This is a genomic window from Rahnella sp. GSA61A (assembly GCF_019969905.1).
Classification (GTDB): Bacteria; Pseudomonadota; Gammaproteobacteria; order Enterobacterales; family Enterobacteriaceae; genus Rahnella; species Rahnella aceris.
In genome coordinates this window covers 88034-111147 of sequence record NZ_JAHXYO010000002.1, presented here as the reverse complement: position 1 = coordinate 111147, position 23114 = coordinate 88034, and the positions used below count along the sequence as shown (strand labels likewise).

Below are 23114 nucleotides of genomic sequence, written 5' to 3'. Positions count from 1 at the left end.
CGGAGCCCCTTGGTATTATTTTGCGCTACTCTGGCTAAACGCGGCCTGCATGACCGCCACCATCGCATCGTTCTGCGACTGGCTGAGAGCATGTCCTTTCGGATCAAGGAACTGCAAACTACTACGGTTGTCGAGGTCGCCAACCTGAAGTTTGTAATCACCGGAAGTCAGCCCCGGATCTTTCGCACCCAGTGTCTGCCACGCATCGTCATTCAGCGGTTTGTAGGTCACAGACAATGTGCCTTGCGGACGGCTGCTGTCGGTCACTTTCATGCCGACTTTTGTCAGGGCATTTGGCAGGCGATCCCACACAACACCGTAGCTCTCACGAACAATCAGCACCGGCAGGCCGGTATCATCTGCACCGCTCTGAACATCAATCTCACCAACACGACGGTTGTCGAGGCGTGCCTGAGTATCCTGCTGCACTTTATCCAGGCTCGCCGTGATGGCGTTCATCATCTGGCTGTTGTAACGCTGGATTTCAGCAGAAGAGGTCACAGGTTTATCCTGTTGTTTCAGCTCAAGCGTTTTCACCGTCAGCGCTAACTGGTAACTCTGCTGTTTCACGCTGATCTGATAACGCCCCTGATACTGGAAGTCTTCATCCGCACGATTCCAGTCAACGAAATCGGTGGTCAGTGTCTGGTTAGCATCATCACGGTTGGCAATTTTGAAATTATTTTGCTCAACCGCTTTCACGACGTTATTCCACAGATCACGGTTCTGCGCGGTATTTTCCAGCAACACGGTGCTGCTGTTGCCAGAGAATTGCGTCTGGGAACCGCTCAGCAGCGCCAGTGGCTGGGATGGTGGACGGATGTCGAGTTGTTTGCCCACGGCGCCCTGCATTGATCCTGCCTGAACTTCATACGTTCCGTTCTGCACGGGAAGAATCATCCCGACCGGCGCTTTCAGCTCATGCAGACCTGACGCATCCAGGTAGGCTTCATCGCCACTTACCTGGCGTTTGTAACGTTGATCGCTTGAACAGGCGGCCAGCAGCATGATCAGGGAAACCCCGACCACTTTCGCTACGGCCGTTTTCTGCAATCGGGTCATCTGGAAACTGTTCTTGTCAAATAAAGAGGCCATCAAATCTTCCTAAGAGTTACAGCAAACCGGCGCTTTTTAATGCTTCTTCCACGACCGGACGGGCAGCATCTGTTAACGGCGTCATAGGCAGACGCATCGTATCGGTTGCCATCAAACCCAGTGCCTTACAGGCCCATTTCACCGGGATTGGGTTTGCTTCTACAAACAAATTCTGATGCAAAGGCATCAGGCGCTGATTCAGGCGACGCGCTTCGGCAAAGTTGCCAAGCGCTGCCAGCTCACAAAGTTGGGCCATTTCACGGGCAGCTACGTTAGCCGTGACGGAAATAACGCCCTTACCACCGAGTTGCATAAAGTCCAGACCGCTGGCGTCATCGCCGCTCAGCAAAATGAAATCTTCATCATCAACCAGCACTTGGATCTGACTAACCCGACTTAAGTTCCCTGTTGCTTCTTTAACAGCAACAATATTCTTCAATTTTGCTAAACGCGCGATAGTCTGCGGCAACATATCGCAGCCGGTACGTGAAGGCACGTTGTAGAGAATTTGCGGCAAAGAGGTATTTTCAGCGATGGCTTTGAAGTGCTGATACAGACCTTCCTGCGTCGGACGGTTGTAATAAGGGGTGACGGTCAGGCAACCAACAACGCCACTTTTTTCAAAACGTTGCGTAAGAGAAATCGCTTCAGCAGTCGCGTTTGCGCCCGTGCCTGCGATAACAGGGATGCGTCCATCAGCCAGTTCCAGCGTCTGTAAGACCACGTCACCGTGCTCTTCATGGCTCAACGTGGCCGACTCGCCGGTCGTGCCAACGGAAACGATCGCCGCAGTACCACTGGACACATGATAATCAATCAGTTTTTTCAGACTCGCGCGATCGACAGCACCTTTGGTGTCCATCGGCGTAACCAGTGCAACAATACTTCCCGTAAACATTGACCTTCCCCTCCACAAACAGGTCACTCATGGTACTTTTGACACCACTGCAAAAGCAAGCAATCAACGAGCGGTAACCGCTTGTCCGGCGGTTTTTTTTATGTTTACCTTGGGAATACTCCCAAGCACGACAGGAAGACCTATTTTGCCGCAGCCACAACAACATTATCTCGTGATCACCGCCTTAGGCGCTGATCGTCCGGGTATCGTCAACACCATTACCCGTCAGGTCAGCAGCTGCGGCTGTAATATTGAAGACAGCCGTCTGGCGATGCTCGGTGATGAGTTTACGTTTATCATGCTGCTTTCCGGAAGCTGGAACGCGATTACACTGATCGAATCCACCCTGCCGCAAAAAGGCGCAGAGCTGGAATTATTGATCGTGATGAAGCGAACCAGTGCACATGAACGCCAGCCAATGCCTGCTACGGTCTGGGTGAAAGTGGAGGTGAAAGACTCTCCGCATCTGATCGAACGTTTTACCGATTTATTCGATACGCATCAGATGAATATCGCCGAACTTGCCTCAAAAACGCGCCCGGCAGATGCCGCCACGCCGGCGCAGTTATCGATTCAAATAACGGCGCACAGCGCAGCCAATACCGATGCGGCAATTATTGAGCAGGCGTTTCATCAGCTATGTACAGAACTGAAAGCGCAAGGCAGTATTAACGTGGTTAGTTATTCTGAGAATGAAGATAAACTGCAGTAATCGCTAAGAGATATGGAGAAAGACAATGAGCCCACTGAAAGCCGGTGACCCTGCGCCGCAATTTAGTTTGCCCGACCAAGACGGTGAACAAATTAATCTGGCCGACTTCCAGGGACAGAAAGTCCTGGTCTATTTCTATCCTAAAGCCATGACGCCGGGTTGTACCGTACAAGCCTGCGGACTGCGCGATAACATGGATCAGTTAAAAAATGCCGGAGTGGAAGTGCTGGGGATCAGCACCGATAAACCGGAAAAACTGTCGCGTTTTGCTGAGAAAGAGTTGCTGAACTTCACCTTGTTGTCCGATGAAGATCATCAGGTCTGTGAGCAGTTTGGCGTCTGGGGTGAAAAATCCTTTATGGGGAAAACCTACGACGGCATCCATCGCATCAGCTTCCTGCTCGACGGCAATGGCAAAGTCGAGAAAGTGTTCGACGATTTCAAAACCACCAATCACCATGACATCGTCATGGCCTACCTCAACGGTAAATAGCCGACACGGTCAGATTGTGGAGACAAAAAAAGCGCAGACGCGCTTTTTTTATTGGGTGCGGTAAGCAGAAAAAATCAGACCGTTTCGTTGAGTGATTCATCCGGCCAGACGTGAACCACGGCTTTGACCAGCGTCGCCAGCGGTATGGCAAAGAACACCCCCCAGAATCCCCACAGACCGCCAAACACCACGACAGAAAGAATAATCACCAGCGGATGCAGGTTAACGGCTTCAGAGAACAACAGCGGCACGATCACATTACCGTCCAGCCCCTGCACCACCAGATAGGCGACGAAAAGCGTCCAGAAATCCGCGCCCAGCCCCCACTGGAACATCGCGACAATCACCACCGGAATGGTCACCAGCATCGCGCCGATATACGGGATCAGAACGGATACGCCGACCAGCACCGCCAGCAGCAGCGAATAATGCAAATCCATCACCCAGAACACCAGATACGTGGCCACTCCGACGATAATCATTTCGAGCACTTTGCCGCGAATATAGTTGGTGACCTGCTGATTCATCTCCACCCAAACCTGTCCGGCCAGCCCGCGATCGCGGGGCAGAACGCGACGCACGGCACTCAGCATCTGCTCTTTATCTTTGAGCAGAAAGAACACCATCATCGGCACCAGAATCAGATAAATTGCCAGCGTCAGTAAACCGACCAGCGAGGCCAGTGAATATTTCACTACTGACTCACCCAGCCCGGATAATTTGCTGCGCATGTTTTCCGCCATCATATCGATGATGCCCGCATCCACCAGCGCCGGATAACGCTTCGGCAATGTTGCGGCGAAATCATAAAAGCGGTTCAGCATGCTCGGTAAATCGGTCATCAGGTTCACCCCCTGCTGCCAGGTCACCGGGGCAATGACAAACATACCGAGCAGCAAAATACCGGCAAAAATAATCAGCACCACGCTGACCGACAGCGTGCGGGAAAGCCCGACATGTTGCAGACGCACCGTCGGCCATTCCAGCAAATAGGCGAGTACGATCGCCACCAGAAGCGGCGCAAGGATACCATTGAGAAAATAGAGGATGCAGAATCCTGCGACCAGAATCGCCAGCAGCGCGATAGCCTGCGGGTCGGTAAAGCGACGGCGGTACCACTGTAATAACATATCCAACATTAAGAAAACGCTCCTGTAATTTCGGGTCTGGCATCTACGCGCTGTTCGTTCCCTGCGCGCTCAGACACAAGTAACTATTTAAAAAATTCGTTGTCACACGACTGTAGCTTCGGAGTGTTTTAAACTCTCACGCGGATAGCTACTATAGAGACCAGCGCAGAGAAAAGCGCAAGAAAATAATGGTCTGACTGACTGTCCGCAGAAGAAAGGCTCGCAAAGCTCATCGGTATCGCGGTTAACTTATTGGGAAGCAAATGTTTATGGTCATGCGGTTGAAAAAAAGGGTGATTGCCCTGTGTCTGGGCAGCCTGCTGGCGGGTTCCATACCGCCCGCCGGTGCGGATGACAGTTCATTCTGGTCAACCCCCGTGAGCCCCGTAAAAAGCCCTAACTCGCCGTTAGCCCCGCCGGTGAGCGACCAATTACCGGACATCGGCACGACTGCAGGCGGTACACTCAGTATTAATCAGGAATTACAGATGGGCGATTTTTATGTCCGTCAGATGCGCGCCAGCACGCCGCTGATTAACGATCCGCTGCTCAATCAGTACATCAACGAACTGGGGCAACGGCTGGTGGCGCATGCCTATTCCGTCCGCACGCCATTCCATTTTTTCATCGTCAATAACGATGAGCTGAACGCCTTTGCCTTCTTTGGCGGCAATGTGGTGCTTCACTCATCACTGTTCCGTTATACCGATAACGAAAGCCAGCTGGCGTCGGTCATGGCGCACGAAATTTCCCACGTGACCCAGCGCCATCTGGCGCGTGCGATGGAAGACCAGCAACGTAACGCGCCGCTCACCTGGGTGGGGGCGCTGGGGTCAATTCTACTGGCGATGGCCAGTCCGCAAATGGGCATGGCGGCGCTGACCGGTACACTAGCAGGCACGCAGCAAGGCATGATCAGCTTCACGCAGGGCAATGAGCAGGAAGCCGACCGTATCGGCATTCAGGTCTTACAGCGTTCGGGGTTTGATCCGCAGGCGATGCCCGCCTTCCTGCAAAAACTGGCAGATCAGGCGAGCTACTCAACCCGTCCGCCGGAAATGTTGCTGACGCACCCGTTGCCCGACAGCCGTCTGGCCGATATCCGTAACCGCGCCAACCAGATGCCGCACCCGATTGTGCAATCTTCACAAGATTATACCCTGGCGAAAGTACGCATATTGGGGATGTACGGTTCAGAGAGCTTCCCGCTGAGTGACGACTATCTGCTGAAACTGAGCAATGGCAATATCCGCGAGCAACTGGCGGCAAAATACGGCCATGCACTGCAATTTTATAAAGCAAAAAAATATGATCAGGCGCGGACGATCCTTGAACCGCTGCTGGCTCAGAATCCGGGCAACGAATGGTTACTCGATTTAGCCACCGATAATGATATCGACAGCAAACGTGCGCCGCAGGCGATAGCGCGTCTGGAGCAGGCCGGTGCGGCCAGCAGTGCCAACGCCGTGCTGCAACTCAATCTGGCCAATGCTTATCTCGAAGGTGCGAAGCCGGCCAATGCCATGAAAATCCTCAACCGCTATACTTTCAATTATCCGGGTGATCCGAATGGTTGGGATTTGTTGTCTCAGGCCGCCGCAGCACAGGGTTTACGTGCGCAGGAACTGGCTGCCCGTGCGGAAAGCGTGGCATTAGTCGGACGTCTGGATCAGGCGATTGAAATGCTGAGCAATGCCAGCGCATTACAAAAATTAGGCAGTCTGGAACAGGCCCGTTATGACGCACGAATCGACCAGCTTCGTCAGTTGCAGCAACGATTCCGTCAGTATCAGAAAGGCTGATTTCAGTGCCAGAATGGAGAAACTTTTATGCAACACGATGTCGCAATCTATCATAACCCGGCATGCTCGAAGAGCCGTGAAACCCTGAAATTGCTGGAAGCAGAAGGCATTGAACCGCAAGTGATTTTGTATCTGGAAACGCAGCCGTCAGTGGATAAGCTGAAAGAATTGATCGACCTGCTGGGTTTCAGCTCTGCACGTGAACTGATGCGTAAGGGTGAGCAGATTTATAAAGACATGAATCTGAAGGATACCAGTCTGAGCGAGGACGCGCTGTTACAGGCGATGGCCGATCATCCGCGGCTGATTGAACGTCCGATTGTGGTGGCCAACGGCAAAGCGCGTTTAGGGCGTCCGCCGGAACAGGTCAAAGAGATTTTATAACCCCGCGCTTTCAGTTCGGGTTCAGTGCTAACGAACCCGGACATCCCTTCCTGTCACAACCCGAGAATTTCTTTCACGAACGGGATCGTCAGTTTCCGCTGCGCCGTAATCGAAGCGCGATCGAGCTGATCCAGGGTCATAAACAACGTACGCATTTCCCGATCCAGACGTTTGAGCAGGAAACGGCCCACGTCTTCCGGCAGTTCAAACCCGCGCAGTTTAGCGCGTAGCTGCAATGCCTGAAGTTTTTCTTCATCGGAAAGCGGCTGAAGTTTGTAGATTTGCCCCCAGTCGAGACGGGAAGCCAGATCCGGCAGGCTGAGATTGAGCTGACGCGGAGGTCGATCGCCGGTAATAAACAGGCGCGTACGGCCGGTTTCAAGAATGCGGTTATAGAGATGGAAAACAGCCGCTTCCCATTCATCATCACCGGCAATGCCTTCGATATTATCGATGCACACCAGCGCCAGGTGCTCCATACCGTCCAGCACTTCAGGCACGAAATACGCGCGTTTGTCTAATGGCACATAACCGACGGCTTCACCGCGCTGTGATAATTCGGCGCAGGCTGCATGCAGCAAGTGGCTGCGGCCGCCGCCCTCGCGTGACCAGAAATAAATATAAGTGCCGTGTTCCTGATGCAATGCGCTCTGAATGGCAGAAAGCAGAGAGGGGTTTTCCCCCGGATAAAAACTGGCAAAGGTTTCATCATCGGGAAGATAAAGTGGCAAAGAAAGCTGTGCCGGCGTATTCAGAAGCACCTCAACCAAAGCGGTATAATGACCGCAGATGTTGTCACGTCAATAAAAGGAACTGCCGAATTCTAGCAAGGATCCGTTGTGAAATGAACTGTGCCGGGTGCAACCGCTTGCGATCCGAGCACCTGACCGGCTGGCAATACACCCGCCGGTCAGGGATTCACTTAAAAACGTGCAGATCAGACCGGCGGATTTTCCCGCTCATCTTCAACATCAATGATCTGTTCTTCGCCACGGAAAATCTCGATAACTTTGAACAGCAGACTCAGGAAAATGCCCACGATCGTTGCCAGCGCCATGCCTTTCAGCTCCGCTGCACCAATGTGGATTTTCGCGCCGCTGACACCGATGATCAGGATCACTGCGGTCAGGATCAGGTTTTGTGCTTTATTGTAATCCACTTTCGATTCAATCAGCACGCGGATACCGGATGCACCAATCACACCATAAAGCAGCAATGAAACGCCGCCCATCACCGGTACCGGCACAGCCTGGATGGCTGCCGCCAGTTTGCCGATACAGGAAAGCAGAATAGCCAGAATGGCCGCGCCGCCAATAACCCAGGTGCTGTATACCTTGGTGATGGCCATGACGCCGATGTTTTCACCGTACGTGGTATTTGGCGTTGAGCCGAAGAAACCGGACAACACGGTCGACAAACCGTTTGCCAGCATCGAACGGTGCAGGCCCGGATCACGCAGTAAATCTTTCTTCACAATGTTTGCCGTCACAACCAGATGCCCGACGTGTTCGGCAATAACCACCAGCGCCGCAGGCAGGATCGTGAGGATGGCGACCCATTCAAAACGTGGCGTATAGAAGGTTGGCAGCGCGAACCAGTGCGCATTCTCGATCGTTGAGACATCCACCACCCCCATAAAGAACGACAGTGCATAACCCACCAGCACGCCGATCAGGATCGGGATAATCGCCAGGAAACCACGGAACAGCACGGACCCCAGAATGGTCACAGACAGTGTCACCAGCGAAATGGTAATGGTGGTGGAATCCACCGCCGCGCCCTCGGCAGGTAACAGACCCGCCATATTCGCCGCCACGCCCGCCAGTTCCAGTCCGATGACGGCAACGATTGCGCCCATCGCCGCAGGCGGGAATATCACGTTAATCCAGCCAATTCCGGCTTTCTTAACAATCAGCGCCACCAGGCAGAACAACAGCCCGCAGGCAATAAAACCACCGAGCGCCACCTCATACCCCATCGGTAACAGCAACAGCACCGGGGAAATAAACGCGAAGCTCGAGCCAAGGTAAGCCGGTATTTTCCCTTTACAGACAAATAAATACAGCAAAGTCCCTATGCCATTGAACAGCAGCACCGTTGCCGGGTTGATCTTAAACAGAATGGGCACCAGGACGGTGGCACCAAACATGGCAAACAGATGCTGGAAACTCAGGGGAATCGTCTGCAGCAATGGCGGACGTTCGCTTACCCCGATGACACGACGGGTCATGAATGTGATCCTCTCAATGGTGTGATGTTGTATATGACGAGCAAAAAAAAGCCGACTGATTAGTCGGCTAAACGCTTATTTATTTCGTACCAAATATCTTGTCGCCCGCATCGCCGAGCCCCGGGATGATGTAGCCTTTATCGTTGAGTCCCTGATCCACCGAGGCGGTGTACAACTCAACGTCCGGGTGTGCGGCTTCGAGAGCGGCGATCCCTTCAGGCGCGGCAACCAGCACCAGCACTTTAATGCTCTGGCAGCCGGCTTTTTTCAGCAGGTCGATGGTGGCAATCATAGACCCCCCCGTCGCCAGCATCGGATCAACCACCAGTGCCAGACGTTCTTCAATGTTAGAAACCAGTTTCTGAAAATACGGCACAGGCTTGAGGGTTTCTTCATCACGGTACACGCCGACCACACTGATACGCGCACTCGGAACGTGTTCCAGTACGCCTTCCATCATGCCCAGACCGGCACGCAGGATAGGCACTACGGTAATTTTCTTGCCTTTAATCTGATCGATTTCAACCGGGCCATTCCAGCCTTCGATCGTCACTTTTTCAGTTTCTAAATCAGCAGTCGCTTCATACGTCAGCAGACTTCCCACCTCAGAAGCCAGTTCGCGAAAACGTTTCGTGCTGATGTCGTTTTCACGCATCAGGCCCAGCTTGTGTTTCACCAGCGGGTGTTTCACCTCGACGATCTTCATTATTTATTCTCCTAAGGTGGTTGAGCTGCAAAAAAAATCGCGAGATTATAACGCCATTTTTTTTGAACGCCATACCAAATAGCCTGATCTGGATCATCAGTAACCCGGTTAGAGTATAGACAGCCTAAAACTCATCATCGAATAAGGCGCTCGCAAACGTTTGCTTCCACTGTTAGAATTGCCCCGCTTTATTCTTCAACCACCAACCCAAACCGCCGTGGGGACTTCGCAGTGACCGACAAAACCTCTCTCAGCTATAAAGACGCAGGCGTAGATATCGATGCCGGTAACGCATTGGTAGACCGCATTAAAGGTGTAGTAAAACAGACTCGCCGCCCTGAAGTGATGGGTGGACTGGGCGGTTTTGGTGCCCTCTGCGCGCTGCCGCAAAAATATCGTGAACCCGTACTGGTTTCGGGTACCGACGGCGTTGGCACCAAGCTGCGTCTGGCGATGGATTTGAAACGCCATGATACTATCGGTATCGATCTGGTCGCGATGTGCGTCAACGATTTAATCGTTCAGGGCGCTGAACCGCTGTTCTTCCTCGACTATTACGCCACCGGCAAACTGGACGTCGATACTGCCGCCAGCGTAATCACCGGTATCGCAGAAGGCTGTAAACAGTCTGGCTGTGCGTTAGTCGGTGGTGAAACCGCTGAAATGCCGGGCATGTATCACGGCGAAGATTACGACGTGGCAGGCTTCTGCGTGGGTGTGGTGGAAAAATCAGAAATCATCGACGGCAGCAAAGTGGCTGACGGGGATGTGCTGATCGGCCTGGCCGCCAGTGGCCCGCATTCCAACGGTTATTCTCTGGTGCGCAAAATTCTGGAAGTCAGTAAGACTGACCCGGAAACTACCGATCTGGCAGGCAAACCGCTGGCCGATCACCTGCTCGCACCAACCAAAATTTACGTGAAATCGATTCTGAACCTGATCGAAAACGTGGATGTTCACGGCATCGTCCATCTGACCGGTGGCGGCTTCTGGGAAAATATCCCACGTGTATTGCCGGACAACACACAGGTGATTATCGACGAATCAAGCTGGCAGTGGCCGGATGTCTTCACCTGGCTGCAAACCGCCGGTAATGTCAGCCGTCACGAAATGTACCGCACCTTTAACTGTGGTGTGGGCATGCTGGTGGCACTTCCGGCAGAACTGGCCGATCAGGCGATTGCATTACTGAACGATAATGGCGAAAAAGCGTGGAAAATTGGCTACATTAAAGCCTCTGACTCCGCTGAACGCGTGGTTATTGAATAAAACCAGTAAATCAACTGACTGAAGACGGGTAGCAAAATGAAAAGGATTGTGGTTCTGGTATCGGGCGAGGGGAGCAATTTACAGGCCCTGATTGATGCCTGCCAGCAGGGACGAATTAACGCAACACTCAGTGCGGTCTTCAGCAATAAAGCAGCTGCATACGGGCTTGAAAGAGCCCGTTTAGCCGGTATTCCCGCGCATGCACTGGATGTTAAGGCTTACCGGGACCGGGCGGAATTTGACGTTGCACTGGCGGATGCCATTGACACTTTCCAGCCTGATCTGGTGGTACTTGCCGGTTATATGCGTATTCTGACCGCTGAATTCGTCCAGCGCTTTGCCGGACGCATGATCAACATCCACCCTTCCCTGCTGCCAAAATATCCGGGTCTGCACACCCACCGTCAGGCCATTGAAAATCAGGATGCGGAACACGGTACGTCCGTGCATTTTGTGACTGAAGAACTCGATGGCGGTCCGGTGATTTTACAGGCCAAAGTCCCGGTGTTTGCTGACGATACAGAAGAAGAGCTGATTGCCCGCATACAAACGCAGGAACACAGCATTTATCCGCTGGTCGTCAGCTGGTTCGTTGACGGACGTTTGTCGCTGCAAAAGGGTCAGGCGCTGCTGGATAACAATCCGCTTTCTGAACGCGGATATGCAGAAGATTAATCTACCACTGCATCATGATTTCACTATAAACCGGCCATGCGCCGGTTTTTTATTTTCCGTCATTTGACATTTGTTTACATTTCGTCCGATATAATGCACATCCCGGCGCACGTTTAAACGTCGTTTGTGCGCCGACCTTCATCGGGAACACGGTTGTTTCCGATTTCATATTTACGAAGGTTACCCTCATAAAACGGCTTTTATAGTTGAGGAACACCCCATGTTTAGCCATAACAGCGTCAGATTACGTCCACTGGAAAAGGACGACCTGTCGTTTGTTCATCGTCTTGATAATAACGCCAGCATCATGCGTTACTGGTTTGAAGAACCTTACGAGGCTTTCGTCGAACTGACCGACTTGTATCACAAGCATATTCACGACCAAAGCGAACGCCGCTTTATTATTGAATACGAAAGCGGACCGGTCGGCCTGGTCGAGCTGGTGGAAATTAATCATATTCACCGCCGCGCGGAATTTCAGATCATCATCGATCCGCAGCATCAGGGCAAAGGCTTTGCCGGTGACGCTGTCCGTCTGGCGATGGATTATGCCTTCTCCGTTCTTAACCTCTACAAACTGTATTTAATCGTGGATAAAGAAAATAAAAAGGCGATCCACATTTACAGCAAATTAGGCTTCGAGCTTGAAGGTGAACTGAAACAGGAATTCTTTGTGAACGGCGAATATCGCAGCGCCATCCGCATGTGTATTTTCCAGCCGCAGTTTCTGGCGAAATACAAAACCAAGCCTGTTCAGGTCAAACCGGAATCCCTGATTGGCGCCAGCGCGGTTTAATTCCACCGCGACATAAATCGGTAAAAGAATGACCGGTGAAGGATACAAATGTCCTTCATCGGTAACACTTTTCTCTCTTTTGACTCCCCGTTAAAGACTCTCCTGAAATCATCCCTTGTTATGTTGGACTTTCCTGTCAATCTTTCGCAATATTGATAGTAGACACTAGGCCCCTCTCACAGATGACTTCCTGCTGCGCTGGCTGCTTAAAAGGCGGGCAACACGAAGAATATGTTGAGCTACATTGCGGTGTTTTCAGGCAAATTTGCCTGTATGGGCCAGGTTGCAAGCTAAATGAACGGAGTGAAAATGGGTCAGGAAAAGCTTTATATCGAGAAAGAACTAAGCTGGCTGTCCTTCAATGAGCGCGTGTTGCAGGAAGCGGCTGACAAAAGCAATCCCCTGATCGAACGGATGCGTTTTTTAGGGATCTACTCCAATAACCTGGATGAGTTTTATAAAGTCCGTTTTGCCGATTTAAAACGACGGATCCTCATCAGTGAAGAACAAGGTTTTCTGGGCGCGTCCCGTCATTTGCTGAAAAAAATTCAGGCGAAGGTGCTGCGCATTGATCAGGAATTCGACAGTCTTTACAACGATTTGCTTCTGGAAATGGCGCGTAATCAGATCTTCCTGATTAACGAACGCCAGGTTTCTGAAAACCAGCAAGCCTGGCTGCGTCAGTACTTCAAACATCAGCTGCGCCAGTACATCACACCGATTCTGATTAACCACGATACCAATCTGGTGCAATTCCTCAAAGACGATTACACCTATCTGGCAGTAGAAATTATCCGTGGCGAAGAGATCCATTATGCGCTGCTGGAAATCCCGTCCGATAAAGTGCCACGTTTCGTTAACCTGCCGCCGGAAGCACCACGCCGTCGTAAGCCGATGATCCTGCTGGATAACATCCTGCGTTATTGTCTGGATGATATTTTCAAAGGCTTCTTCGATTACGATGCACTGAACGCGTACTCCATGAAAATGACCCGTGACGCCGAATATGATCTGGTCACGGAAATGGAATCGAGCCTGCTTGAGCTGATGTCATCAAGCCTGAAACAGCGTCTGACCGCCGAACCGGTACGTTTCGTTTATCAGCGCGATATGCCGGATGAAATGGTCGAACTGCTGCGCGGTAAACTTGGCATCTCCAATTATGATTCGGTGATTGCCGGTGGACGTTATCACAATTTTAAAGATTTCATCGGCTTCCCGAACGTCGGCAAAGCCAATCTGGTCAACCGTCCGCTGCCACGTCTGCGCCATTTGTGGTTCGATAAATTCCGCAACGGCTTTGCAGCGATCCGCGAGCAAGACGTGCTGCTGTATTATCCGTACCACACGTTTGAGCACGTACTGGAACTGTTGCGTCAGGCATCGTTCGATCCGAACGTGCTGTCGATAAAAATCAATATTTACCGCGTGGCGAAAGATTCCCGCATTATCGAATCGATGATCCACGCCGCGCACAACGGTAAGAAAGTCACTGTTGTCGTCGAACTGCAGGCGCGCTTCGATGAAGAAGCCAATATTCACTGGGCGAAACGTCTGACTGAAGCCGGTGTGCACGTTATTTTCTCTGCGCCGGGCCTTAAAATACACGCAAAACTCTTTCTTATTTCCCGACGCGAAGGCGACGAAATTGTCCGCTATGCTCATATCGGGACCGGTAACTTTAACGAGAAAACGGCGCGCCTTTATACCGACTATTCACTGCTCACCGCCGATGCGAGGATCACCAACGAGGTTCGCCGCGTCTTCAACTTTATTGAAAACCCTTACCGCCCGGTGTCGTTCGAGCATCTGATGGTGTCACCGCAAAACTCGCGTGACATGCTTTACCGTTTGATCGACCGTGAAATTGCCAACGTTCAGGCGGGCGGAACAGGCGGAATTACGCTAAAAATCAATAATCTGGTGGATAAAGGGCTGATAGACCGCCTCTACGTCGCGTCTAACGTCGGGGTGAAAATCCGTCTGCTGATCCGCGGGATGTGTTCTCTGGTGCCGAATTTACCCGGCTTTAGCGAAAACATTCAGGTTACCAGCATCATTGACCGCTATCTGGAACACGATCGCGTGTATGTCTTTGAAAATGGCGGCGATTCCAAAGTCTTCCTGTCTTCAGCCGACTGGATGACGCGTAATATTGATTATCGTATTGAAGTGGCCGTCGCCCTGCTCGATCCGCGTTTGAAACAGCGCGTTCTGGATATCCTTGAGCTGCTGTTTAGTGACACAGTAAAAGCCAGAGTGATTGATAAAGAACTGAGCAACCGGTATGTTCCACGCGGAAATCGCCGCAAAGTCCGTGCGCAACTGGCGATTTATGAATATCTGAAAGAGCTGGAACAACAAAGTCAGCAAGCCTGAACCCCTGGAGCGTTACACAACTATGCCCCTTAAAAGCAGCCCACTGAATGCCAAGCCACAGGAAATTGCGGCGATTGATCTCGGGTCGAACAGTTTCCATATGGTCATTGCACGCGTCGTTAACGGCGCGCTGCAGGTCCTGGGACGCCTGAAACAGCGCGTCCATCTGGCCGATGGTCTCGACAGTAAAAATGTGCTCAGTGAAGAAGCCATTCAACGCGGGCTGGATTGCCTGGCTTTATTCGCCGAACGCCTGCAGGGTTTTCCGGAAAATAACGTCACTATCGTCGGTACACATACGCTGCGTCAGGCAGTGAACGCCGAGGAATTTCTCAAGCGTGCCAAAGAAGTCATCCCCTACCCGATTGAAATTATTTCCGGGCAGGAAGAAGCACGACTTATTTTTATGGGTGTTGAACATACGCAGCCTGAAAAAGGCCGCAAGCTGGTGGTCGATATCGGTGGCGGTTCAACAGAACTGGTCATCGGAGAGGACTTCGAGCCGTTGCTGGCCGAAAGCCGCCGTATGGGCTGTGTCAGTTTTGCGCAGATGTTTTTCCCCAATGGCGAAATCAGCCGCAGTAACTTCAAACGTGCCCAGCTCGCTGCTGCGCAAAAGCTGGAAACCCTGGCGTGGCAGTACCGCCTGCAGGGCTGGCAGTATGCTTTGGGTGCCTCCGGCAGTATTAAAGCGGCACACGAAGTGCTGGTCGCGATGGGCGAAAAAGACGGCTTAATTACCCCTGAACGGCTGGAAATGCTGTCCGAAGCGGTACTGAACTTTAAACATTTCAGTGCCCTGGATTTACCAGGCTTATCGGAAGACAGGCAATCGGTGTTCGTGCCGGGGCTTGCCATTCTGCGCGGTGTGTTCGATGCGCTGGCGATCAAAGAGCTGCGTCTTTCTGACGGCGCACTGCGTGAAGGTGTGCTGTATGAAATGGAAGGCCGTTTCCGTCATCAGGATATCCGTACCCGTACTGCCAAAAGTCTGGCTGAGCATTACAACATTGACCGTGAACAGGCGCGCCGTGTGCTGGATACCACAGAGCAATTGTATGCCCAGTGGCTGGCGCAAAATACCAAACTGGTGCAGCCACAGCTGGAATCACTGTTGAAATTCAGCGCCATGTTGCATGAAGTCGGTCTGAGCATTAACCACACCGGCATGCACCGCCATTCCTCGTATATCCTGCAAAATACCAACTTGCCGGGTTTCAATCAGGAACAGCAAACGCTGCTGGCCACACTGGTCCGCTTCCACCGAAAAGCCATCAAGCTGGAAGAACTGCCGCGCCTGAATCTGTTCAAGAAGAAACACTACATTCCGCTGATCCAGCTTCTGCGTCTAGGGGCGTTGCTCAACAATCAGCGTCAGTCAACGACAACGCCTGAATCCCTGCGGTTATCTACCGATGATAATCACTGGACGCTGCGTTTCCCGGCCGGATATCTGGCTCAGAACAACCTTGTTCAGCTGGATTTCGAAAGAGAACAGAGTTACTGGGATGACGTGACAGGCTGGAAACTGATGCTTGAGGAAGAAGACGGTATTGTGAAAAACTAACCGTTCCGCTGCAATAAAAGAGCCCTCTGGCATCTGATGCGCAGAGGGCTTTTTCTTTCCGGACATCGCTCAATGTCAGACGTTCGGGAATTCCAGTAGTTTGTTTAACGGTTGCGGTTTACCCACCAGATAACCCTGCATGTAATCCACACCCAGCTCGTGCAGCGCGATTTTCTGTTCTTCAGTTTCCACATACTCTGCCACAATCGACAGATGCTTCATGCGCGCCACCTGACAGATTGACTGCACAATGTAGGCGTCCAGCGAATCAGTGAGCATATTGCGCACGAAGCTGCCGTCAATTTTCAGGATATCGGCCTGAATAGCCTTCAGACGACCGTAACTGGCGTAGCCCGTACCGAAGTCATCAATCGCAATGCGGCAACCGTAGGAACGCAATTCCCGCATCGCCAGGTCGGCATATTTCATGTTCTGCAGCAGATGGGATTCGGTTACTTCCAGCACGATCTGGAACGGTTCTACCTCATATTCCAGCATCAGCGTTTTAAAATCGCGGCTAAAGGTCGGGCGGCACAGCGTCGAGGGCGTGAAATTCACCGCAAAGCGCAGACTCGGCAAACGAACACGGTTCTGATTAATAAACATCAGTGTATGTTTCAGCACCCACATATCCAGCTGATACGACAAACCGAACTCATGCACCACCGGCAGGAATTTATCCGGTGTGATCAGCGTTCCTTCTGCGCTGTCAGACAGACGCAGCAGGATTTCATGATAACTGTCGCCACGCACCCCGAAGATCGGTTGCGCCATCAGCACAAAGCGATCGTCATCCAGTGCCCGCTGAATTTTATGCAGCATGTCGACTTTTTCTCTGATCTCCAGTTGTACCTGACTGTGGTCGTTTTTATTGGATTCCGGCTGCCCGGTGGTCAGGGAAACTTCAGCAATACCGCTCAGTTCGCCCAGCAAAATCGGCAGATGTTCCACTGGCGAATACACGGTACAGTACGATAAGCCTATATTGGGATGCAGCGGCAAGCCGTTCCAGATCAGGCGGAAATCTTCCAGATAGTCATGCAAATTCTGCAATTTTTTATCCGAATCTTCGCAGTTAAGCCGCAAGACCAGATCATAACCCGGTAAATGATAAACCCGCTCACCCGGTTGCAGATAAGGCTTCAGCCCGTGCGCCAGTTGCTGTTTAAACTGGATACGCAACTGCATGCCGTAGTTACGGCTCAGCACGTCCATATCGGAAACACGGATAAAACACAGCATGGAACGCGGATAGCTCGCCAGATCGCGGTTGAAGGCACGCAGGTTTGGCAGACCAAACACCGGATCCTGCAATGCGGCGGCGCTGGATTTTTTCATCAGCAGACGCTGACGTGAGGCGATGGCCGCCATCAGCAACAACGTCATCGTATAGACCAACATCAGGGCGGACACGAACACCAGATTATGAACAAAGCCGTGTTCGGAGATAAACCCCTGATAAAATTCAAATAACACAGTCAGGGTGACGGTCCAGACGATACTGATAAAGTAATAACCGTAGCGCCAGGCTCCAAACAGCAATACCGGAAACAGTAGCGTCAGCGTGTAATCGCTGAGTAAAATCTTCATGAACGGTTCACTCAGCCCCGGCAGGCACAACAACGTGACCATGACCCCCAGAACCGCAAACCACAGCATAATCTCAGCAAACTTCACGCCTGGTGCCATTTCCTGACGCAACCTCGTGCAGACCACACGTAAATAATGCGGCTTGCGGATAATGCGTATCACCAGATAAATCACATGCGAGTTAAGCAGAATACCAAGGACCATCCCCTGTAAATTGACCAGGGTCCTGAGCGTGAAAAAGTCCCGCGTCGCCATGCCGAGATAATCGGGCAGCAATCCGCTTTCAATCACAATTTGCAGCACGATGACTAAGAATAATGTCAGGAAAATCAGCAACCAGCCTACCCGGGCTTTCGCCAGATTCATCAGACCGAGCGGTGCGGACCAGCGACTTCCCGCCTGCCAGCGATAGCCCAGCCAGGCCAGAGACAGCGCGGCGAAATAAATCACCGTCATCAGCATCCCCATCTCGAAGCCAATCCGCAGGTAATAGCGCAGGAAAAGCGTCAGGACGATGCCCGGCAATGCGGCCCAGTCAAATACCATCAGTAACGCGACGCAGGTCGCCATCGGCATATAAATGAGATAAGTACGGCCATCCGGCAGGGAAATCATCGGAGAAAGCCACGAGGTCACCGGGATCAGCACCAGAGCAAAAATCGCAGGAAGGCCCCACCATTTATGGCGCATGTCTTGCCAGGAAAATTTTTTACGCATCAAGTCCATCTAAGTTTTGCGCATGAACTTCATGCTGCAGTGAAGGGTTCAGGGTGTAATAGACATCAGACAGACAGTCCGATGACGATGGCCACAGGTTCCGTCCTCAATTATCGTTGTAAAAACGTCATCTCACAGAAAAAACGCAGAAGAAAAAAGAATACAGCGGAGGTCGGGATATAAATTTTAAAATATGGCTGGATTCTAATGTGACTTATCTTAAATCCCTTGATGCATATCAATAAACACAATCTTTGTGATTTGACAAAAATTCATCTCAGACAAATTCATCGCGTGATGCATGAAATAAAATTTTTTGGCAATTTCATGCGATCCTTCTTAAGGAGAACGAAAAGTCTTAGGTTTGATGGATTTATACCCCTTTAAACCGCGCGTTTGCCCTTAATCCGATTATCTGGCTGCCTGTTTAGATGTGTTATATATTGTAAACGTTATCATTTGCACACCTTCATTCCTTCACCGGAGCAACGATTTACTTAAGCGATTAAATTATGTCTCGAAAAACCAACATCAGAATGACGAAAATCGTTTTAGCGATAAGCTTCATTATTTTGTTCGGGCGTCTGGTCTACTCCGCTATCGGTGCGTATTCACATCATCAGAATCAAAAACAAACCCGGACCGATACGCAAACTGTGGAGTTACAGGAACAGACTCCGGCAAAAACCTGTACCGGCACGCTGAAAACCTGTCGTTACTCAAAGGACTAAGGATCACAAATGTCTGGTGGAAAACCAAAGAATTACGGCCAGAAACTGGCTGAAAGCCGCAGCAGGATCCTCGATCTCCTTCTGAACACCGATGACCTCGCCGACAGTATTCTGGGCGAGGAACCTGATGTTGATGACGCCACCCGCGCACAACTGATGGACAACACCGCCGAGCTGACCTCGCGGGTACAAAGTCTTCACGCGGCGGACGTTGCGGACGTACTGGAAGCACTGCCGATCCGTGAACGTCTGGCGCTGTGGCGGCTGGTCGAACCCGCTGCACGCGGTAAAGCGCTGGTGGAAGTCTCAGAAACCGTCTGGGACAGTCTGATCGAAGAAATGAGCGATAAGGATTTGCTCAAAACCATGTCACTGCTGGATGTGGACGATCAGGTTTATCTGGCGGAATATCTGCCCCGCGACCTGATTGGCCGCGTACTGACCTCACTGGATCCCCGCCAGCGAGAGAAAGTTCGCGAAGTGATGAAATTCAGCAAAGAATGTGTTGGCCGTATCATGGATTTCGAGTTGCTGACCGTTCGCCCGGATGTCTCACTGGGCACCGTTCAGCGCTTTCTCCGCTCACGTAAGTCAATCCCGCAGGCAACCGATAAAGTCTTTATTACTGACCGGAAAAATACGCTGCTTGGCGAATTGCCGCTGACCACGATTTTATTGAACGCGCCGCATACGCTGGTTTCCGACGTGATGATCACCGATCTCACCAGTTTTGAACCGGAGGACAAAGCCGAAGACGCCGCCAGCGCGTTCGAACGTTATGACCTGATCACCGCAGCCGTCGTGGATAAAAAAGGTAAACTGATGGGCCGCCTGACGGTGGAAGAAATCGTCGATTTCGTCAATAACGACACCGACAGCAACTTACGCCGCATGGGTGGCTTAAGCCCTGAAGAAGACGTTTTCTCGCCGGTAACCAAAGCCGTGCGTAACCGCTGGGCGTGGCTGGCCATCAATCTGTGTACGGCGTTTGTGGCTTCCCGTGTGATCGGCCTGTTTGAACACACGATTTCGCAGCTCGTTGCGCTGGCCGCGCTGATGCCCATTGTCGCCGGTATCGGCGGAAATACCGGCAATCAGACCATCACCATGATTGTCCGAGGGCTGGCGCTGCACCATGTTCAGCTCGGCAATCTGAAATTCCTGATGTTCAGGGAGCTGGGCGTGGCACTGATCAACGGCCTCGTCTGGGGCGGATTAATGGGGATTGTCACCTGGCTGCTCTATGGCAACTGGGAGATGGGCGCGGTGATGACGCTGGCGATGGTGCTAAATTTACTGCTGGCCGCGCTGATGGGTGTCGTCATCCCCCTCACCATGGTACGCCTGGGCCGCGACCCTGCGGTCGGATCCAGTGTGATGATTACCGCGCTGACAGACACTGGCGGATTCTTCATTTTCCTCGGCCTTGCCACCATTTTCCTGCTTTAACGAAATGAATTCCGGCTTTCTGGCCGGAAAATTCGTTATCTATTACAGCGTAATGTAGAATTTATATTAATCATTAGCGCTGATTTTCCGGTACTCATTAACCCCTGCCGCAGTTCGCCCTGCGGTAGTGCATTGATAACATTAATCAATAAGTATCACTGCGACTGCCTGCAACGCTCCGTCAGCCAGAAAAAGGTTTTCACCGTGGAAAATAGCAAGCCGCCCTCAACTGGGGCTAATCGGGCAAACTGGACATCCTGCTTACTTTTAGGCATCTCAACCTGCCTGCTGGCCTTTGCCTGTTTGAGTATCATTCAGAAGTCGTCCAGCCTCGCCGGATTGTGGCTACCGACAGCATTGCTGATCCCTGTTTTATTCCACCATCGCTATCGCGACTGGATCCCGCTGCTGTGCGCCGCCGCACTGGGCATCGCGGCATCACATACGATCCTCGGTACGCCCTTCTTTCGCTATCTGCCTTATCTGCTCAACAACCTTATTGAGGCTTCTCTGTGTGCGGATTTATTGCGCAGAATATTGCCGGCGCAGGATCCGCTTTCGGGGCTGAGTTCCTGGATGAAATTCCTTTTCGTCGCGGTGATCTTCTGCCCGCTGGTCAGCGCGTTAATCATGCTGTTGTTTATTCTGCATGTTCATTCTCCGGCAGAATTACAAAGTCGCTTTACCACCTGGTTTATGTCAGAAGCCGTGGCGATCCTCGCGCTCACGCCGCTGGGGCTTATCTACCATCGCGGCTACCTGGTTAAACTGATCACCTCGCCGCGTCTTTTCGGACTGCTTCTGACGTTGATCCTGACGCTGGCGGCCGGTTTTCTGGCCCTGAAATGGCTGCCTTACACTTTCGCCTTTATCACCATTCCGCTGTTATCGGCCGCCATCCGTTTACCCCGTATGGAATCGTTCATCATTTTCCTCTCGATGACACTGATGATTGCGTTACTGCATACCAGCGGCATTATTTCCGTTCAGCCGCACCTGGCGGATCAGCTCCCTCAGGGATTGATTTTCCTGCCGCTGCTATTGATTCTGATGCCTGCGAATGCCATGGCGATGGCAATGCATGCGTTGCGTACTGAAAAATCTCACATCACGCAAAGTGAAAATCGCTTCCGAAACGCCATGGAATATTCCGCAATTGGCATGACGCTGGTATCACCGGAAGGCAAGCTGCTGCAGGTGAACAAAGCCCTGTGTCATCTGCTGGGTTATGAGGCGGAATATCTGACCACCCTGACGTTCCAGGAAATTACCTATCATGAAGATCTGGGCAAAGACCTGGCGCTGTTGCAGCAATTGCTGAACGATGACATCCAGAGTTACACCCTGGAGAAACGTTATCTGCGCCGCAGCGGAGAAGTTATCTGGGCATTCCTCGCCGTATCTCTGGTACGTGATGAACACCATAATCCGATGTATTTCATTTCTCAGATTGAAGATATCAACGAGCTTAAACACACCGAAATGACTAACAAACGCCTTTCGGAAGCGCTGCATGAAGAAAAAGAGCTGCTGCATATCACGCTGAATTCGATCAATGAAGCGGTGATCTCCACCGACCGGAATATGAATATCACTTTCATGAATCCGGTCGCAGAGAAAATGACTGGCTGGACAGAACAGCAGGCGCAGGGGCAACCGGTAGGCCGCATCGTGCGCATCAGCAAAGGAGCGGGAGGGCCGCTTATCGACGATCTTTTGCAGTTTGATATCAATGAAAATCTGCACTCTTCCGTTGAGCGTTCGCTGGTTCTGCACGGCCATCACACGGCTTTGTTTGATGTTCAGCTGGCAGTGTCACCGCTGCGCCCCCTGAAAGACGAACCGATTGGCATTGTGCTGGTGCTACAGGACGTCAGTAAATCCCGCGAACTGATGCGAAAACTCAGTTACAGCGCCTCTCACGATTTACTCACCGGGTTGTCGAATCGTGGCAGTTTCGAATCGAGCCTGAAAAAAGCGCTGAATCTGACTGCAACGCAACGTCAGCCTCACGGTCTGGCGTTTATCGATCTGGATCATTTTAAAGCGATTAACGACACCGCCGGACATGCTGCAGGGGATGAACTGCTGCGCCAGATCAGCGCACTGATGCAGGAGAACATCCGCAACAGCGACCGGCTGGCAAGGCTGGGCGGCGATGAATTTGCGCTGATCTTATTTGATTGTCCTCAGGAAGAAGGGCTGGCAACGCTGCAGCATCTGGTGGACAAAATCAACGATTTCAAATTTATCTGGGAAGGAAATGCCTACCGGATCGGAGCCAGCGCAGGAATGACGCAAATAAACGATGCGAACATCACCGGCAGCGAATACATGGCGCAAGCGGATATGGCCTGCTACATTGCCAAACACAACGGACGCGGGCGGGTTTATAAATATGAACCGGCGCAAAAAACGGCCACTGCACATACCAGCGGTGCCATCCCCCCTGAAGACCATCAGTCTGGCACAGAAGTGTCACGTTAATCCC

At 51.8% G+C, this 23114-nt stretch carries 18 protein-coding genes and 1 pseudogene; 12 read left to right on the top strand and 7 right to left on the bottom strand.

The window, feature by feature from the left end; all coding sequences use genetic code 11:
- Positions 1–15 precede the first annotated feature (15 nt).
- Together bamC and dapA are read right to left on the bottom strand one after the other, a co-directional pair.
- Complete coding sequence (bamC, locus tag LC431_RS02565; RefSeq protein ID WP_112151697.1) at positions 16–1095, bottom strand: outer membrane protein assembly factor BamC; 1080 nt, start codon at positions 1093–1095, stop codon at positions 16–18.
- A gap of 16 nt (positions 1096–1111) precedes the next feature.
- Positions 1112–1993 carry a 4-hydroxy-tetrahydrodipicolinate synthase gene (gene dapA, locus LC431_RS02560; RefSeq protein WP_013576553.1) on the bottom strand — a complete coding sequence of 294 codons (882 nt, stop codon included), beginning with the start codon at positions 1991–1993 and terminating at the stop codon, positions 1112–1114.
- A gap of 145 nt (positions 1994–2138) precedes the next feature.
- Here dapA and LC431_RS02555 point away from each other — a divergent pair, with 145 nt between their 5' ends.
- Positions 2139–2705 (top strand): glycine cleavage system transcriptional repressor, encoded by a 567-nt coding sequence (locus LC431_RS02555; protein ID WP_013576554.1) that lies wholly within the window; start codon positions 2139–2141, stop codon positions 2703–2705.
- A 25-nt stretch (positions 2706–2730) separates the two neighbouring features.
- Entirely contained in the window at positions 2731–3198 is a 468-nt protein-coding gene (bcp, locus tag LC431_RS02550) for a thioredoxin-dependent thiol peroxidase (protein ID WP_013576555.1), read from the top strand.
- 74 nt (positions 3199–3272) lie between these two features.
- Here the strand turns inward: bcp and LC431_RS02545 are convergent, their stop codons facing one another.
- Positions 3273–4337, bottom strand: a complete 1065-nt coding sequence (locus LC431_RS02545; RefSeq protein ID WP_013576556.1) for an AI-2E family transporter — start codon at positions 4335–4337, stop codon at positions 3273–3275.
- Between the two features lie 416 nt (positions 4338–4753).
- Here LC431_RS02545 and LC431_RS02540 point away from each other — a divergent pair.
- Together LC431_RS02540 and arsC are read left to right on the top strand one after the other, a co-directional pair.
- A pseudogene (locus LC431_RS02540) lies at positions 4754–6130 on the top strand (M48 family metalloprotease); the annotation flags it as partial.
- Between the two features lie 27 nt (positions 6131–6157).
- Positions 6158–6514 (top strand): arsenate reductase (glutaredoxin), encoded by a 357-nt coding sequence (gene arsC / locus LC431_RS02535; protein ID WP_112151698.1) that lies wholly within the window; start codon positions 6158–6160, stop codon positions 6512–6514.
- Between the two features lie 53 nt (positions 6515–6567).
- Here arsC and hda read toward each other — a convergent pair whose 3' ends face one another.
- The 3 genes from hda to upp all read right to left on the bottom strand — a co-directional run bounded on the left by hda (position 6568) and on the right by upp (position 9450).
- The gene (hda, locus tag LC431_RS02530; protein WP_013576559.1) at positions 6568–7275 is read right to left on the bottom strand and encodes a DnaA inactivator Hda; all 708 of its coding nucleotides are present in this window, start codon (positions 7273–7275) and stop codon (positions 6568–6570) included.
- 176 nt (positions 7276–7451) lie between these two features.
- A complete protein-coding gene (gene uraA, locus LC431_RS02525) occupies positions 7452–8744 on the bottom strand; it encodes a uracil permease (protein WP_013576560.1) in 1293 nt (430 codons plus the stop codon).
- A gap of 79 nt (positions 8745–8823) precedes the next feature.
- Entirely contained in the window at positions 8824–9450 is a 627-nt protein-coding gene (gene upp, locus LC431_RS02520) for a uracil phosphoribosyltransferase (RefSeq protein WP_013576561.1), read from the bottom strand.
- A 231-nt stretch (positions 9451–9681) separates the two neighbouring features.
- On the opposite strand from upp, the gene purM reads away from it, so the two are divergent.
- The 5 genes from purM to ppx all read left to right on the top strand — a co-directional run bounded on the left by purM (position 9682) and on the right by ppx (position 16136).
- The gene (gene purM, locus LC431_RS02515; protein ID WP_015690292.1) at positions 9682–10719 is read left to right on the top strand and encodes a phosphoribosylformylglycinamidine cyclo-ligase; all 1038 of its coding nucleotides are present in this window, start codon (positions 9682–9684) and stop codon (positions 10717–10719) included.
- Between the two features lie 36 nt (positions 10720–10755).
- Positions 10756–11394: a phosphoribosylglycinamide formyltransferase gene (gene purN / locus LC431_RS02510; RefSeq protein WP_013576563.1), complete on the top strand. Its 639-nt coding sequence runs from the start codon at positions 10756–10758 to the stop codon at positions 11392–11394.
- 220 nt (positions 11395–11614) lie between these two features.
- Positions 11615–12190, top strand: a complete 576-nt coding sequence (gene speG / locus LC431_RS02505; protein WP_013576564.1) for a spermidine N1-acetyltransferase — start codon at positions 11615–11617, stop codon at positions 12188–12190.
- Between the two features lie 309 nt (positions 12191–12499).
- On the top strand, positions 12500–14569 hold the full coding sequence (gene ppk1, locus LC431_RS02500) for a polyphosphate kinase 1 (RefSeq protein ID WP_013576566.1): 2070 nt from the start codon (positions 12500–12502) through the stop codon (positions 14567–14569).
- Between the two features lie 22 nt (positions 14570–14591).
- On the top strand, positions 14592–16136 hold the full coding sequence (gene ppx, locus LC431_RS02495) for an exopolyphosphatase (RefSeq protein ID WP_013576567.1): 1545 nt from the start codon (positions 14592–14594) through the stop codon (positions 16134–16136).
- Between the two features lie 75 nt (positions 16137–16211).
- Here the strand turns inward: ppx and LC431_RS02490 are convergent, their stop codons facing one another.
- Positions 16212–18443, bottom strand: coding sequence for an EAL domain-containing protein (locus LC431_RS02490; protein ID WP_223509225.1), 2232 nt, complete (start codon positions 18441–18443; stop codon positions 16212–16214).
- A gap of 512 nt (positions 18444–18955) precedes the next feature.
- Here LC431_RS02490 and LC431_RS02485 point away from each other — a divergent pair.
- The 3 genes from LC431_RS02485 (at position 18956) to LC431_RS02475 (ending at position 23110) form a co-directional block, all read left to right on the top strand.
- Complete coding sequence (locus LC431_RS02485; RefSeq protein ID WP_013576570.1) at positions 18956–19174, top strand: YfgG family protein; 219 nt, start codon at positions 18956–18958, stop codon at positions 19172–19174.
- Between the two features lie 9 nt (positions 19175–19183).
- Positions 19184–20623, top strand: coding sequence for a magnesium transporter (gene mgtE, locus LC431_RS02480; protein ID WP_037036915.1), 1440 nt, complete (start codon positions 19184–19186; stop codon positions 20621–20623).
- Between the two features lie 204 nt (positions 20624–20827).
- A complete protein-coding gene (locus tag LC431_RS02475; protein WP_223509317.1) occupies positions 20828–23110 on the top strand; it encodes a diguanylate cyclase domain-containing protein in 2283 nt (760 codons plus the stop codon).
- Positions 23111–23114: the final 4 nt, after the last annotated feature.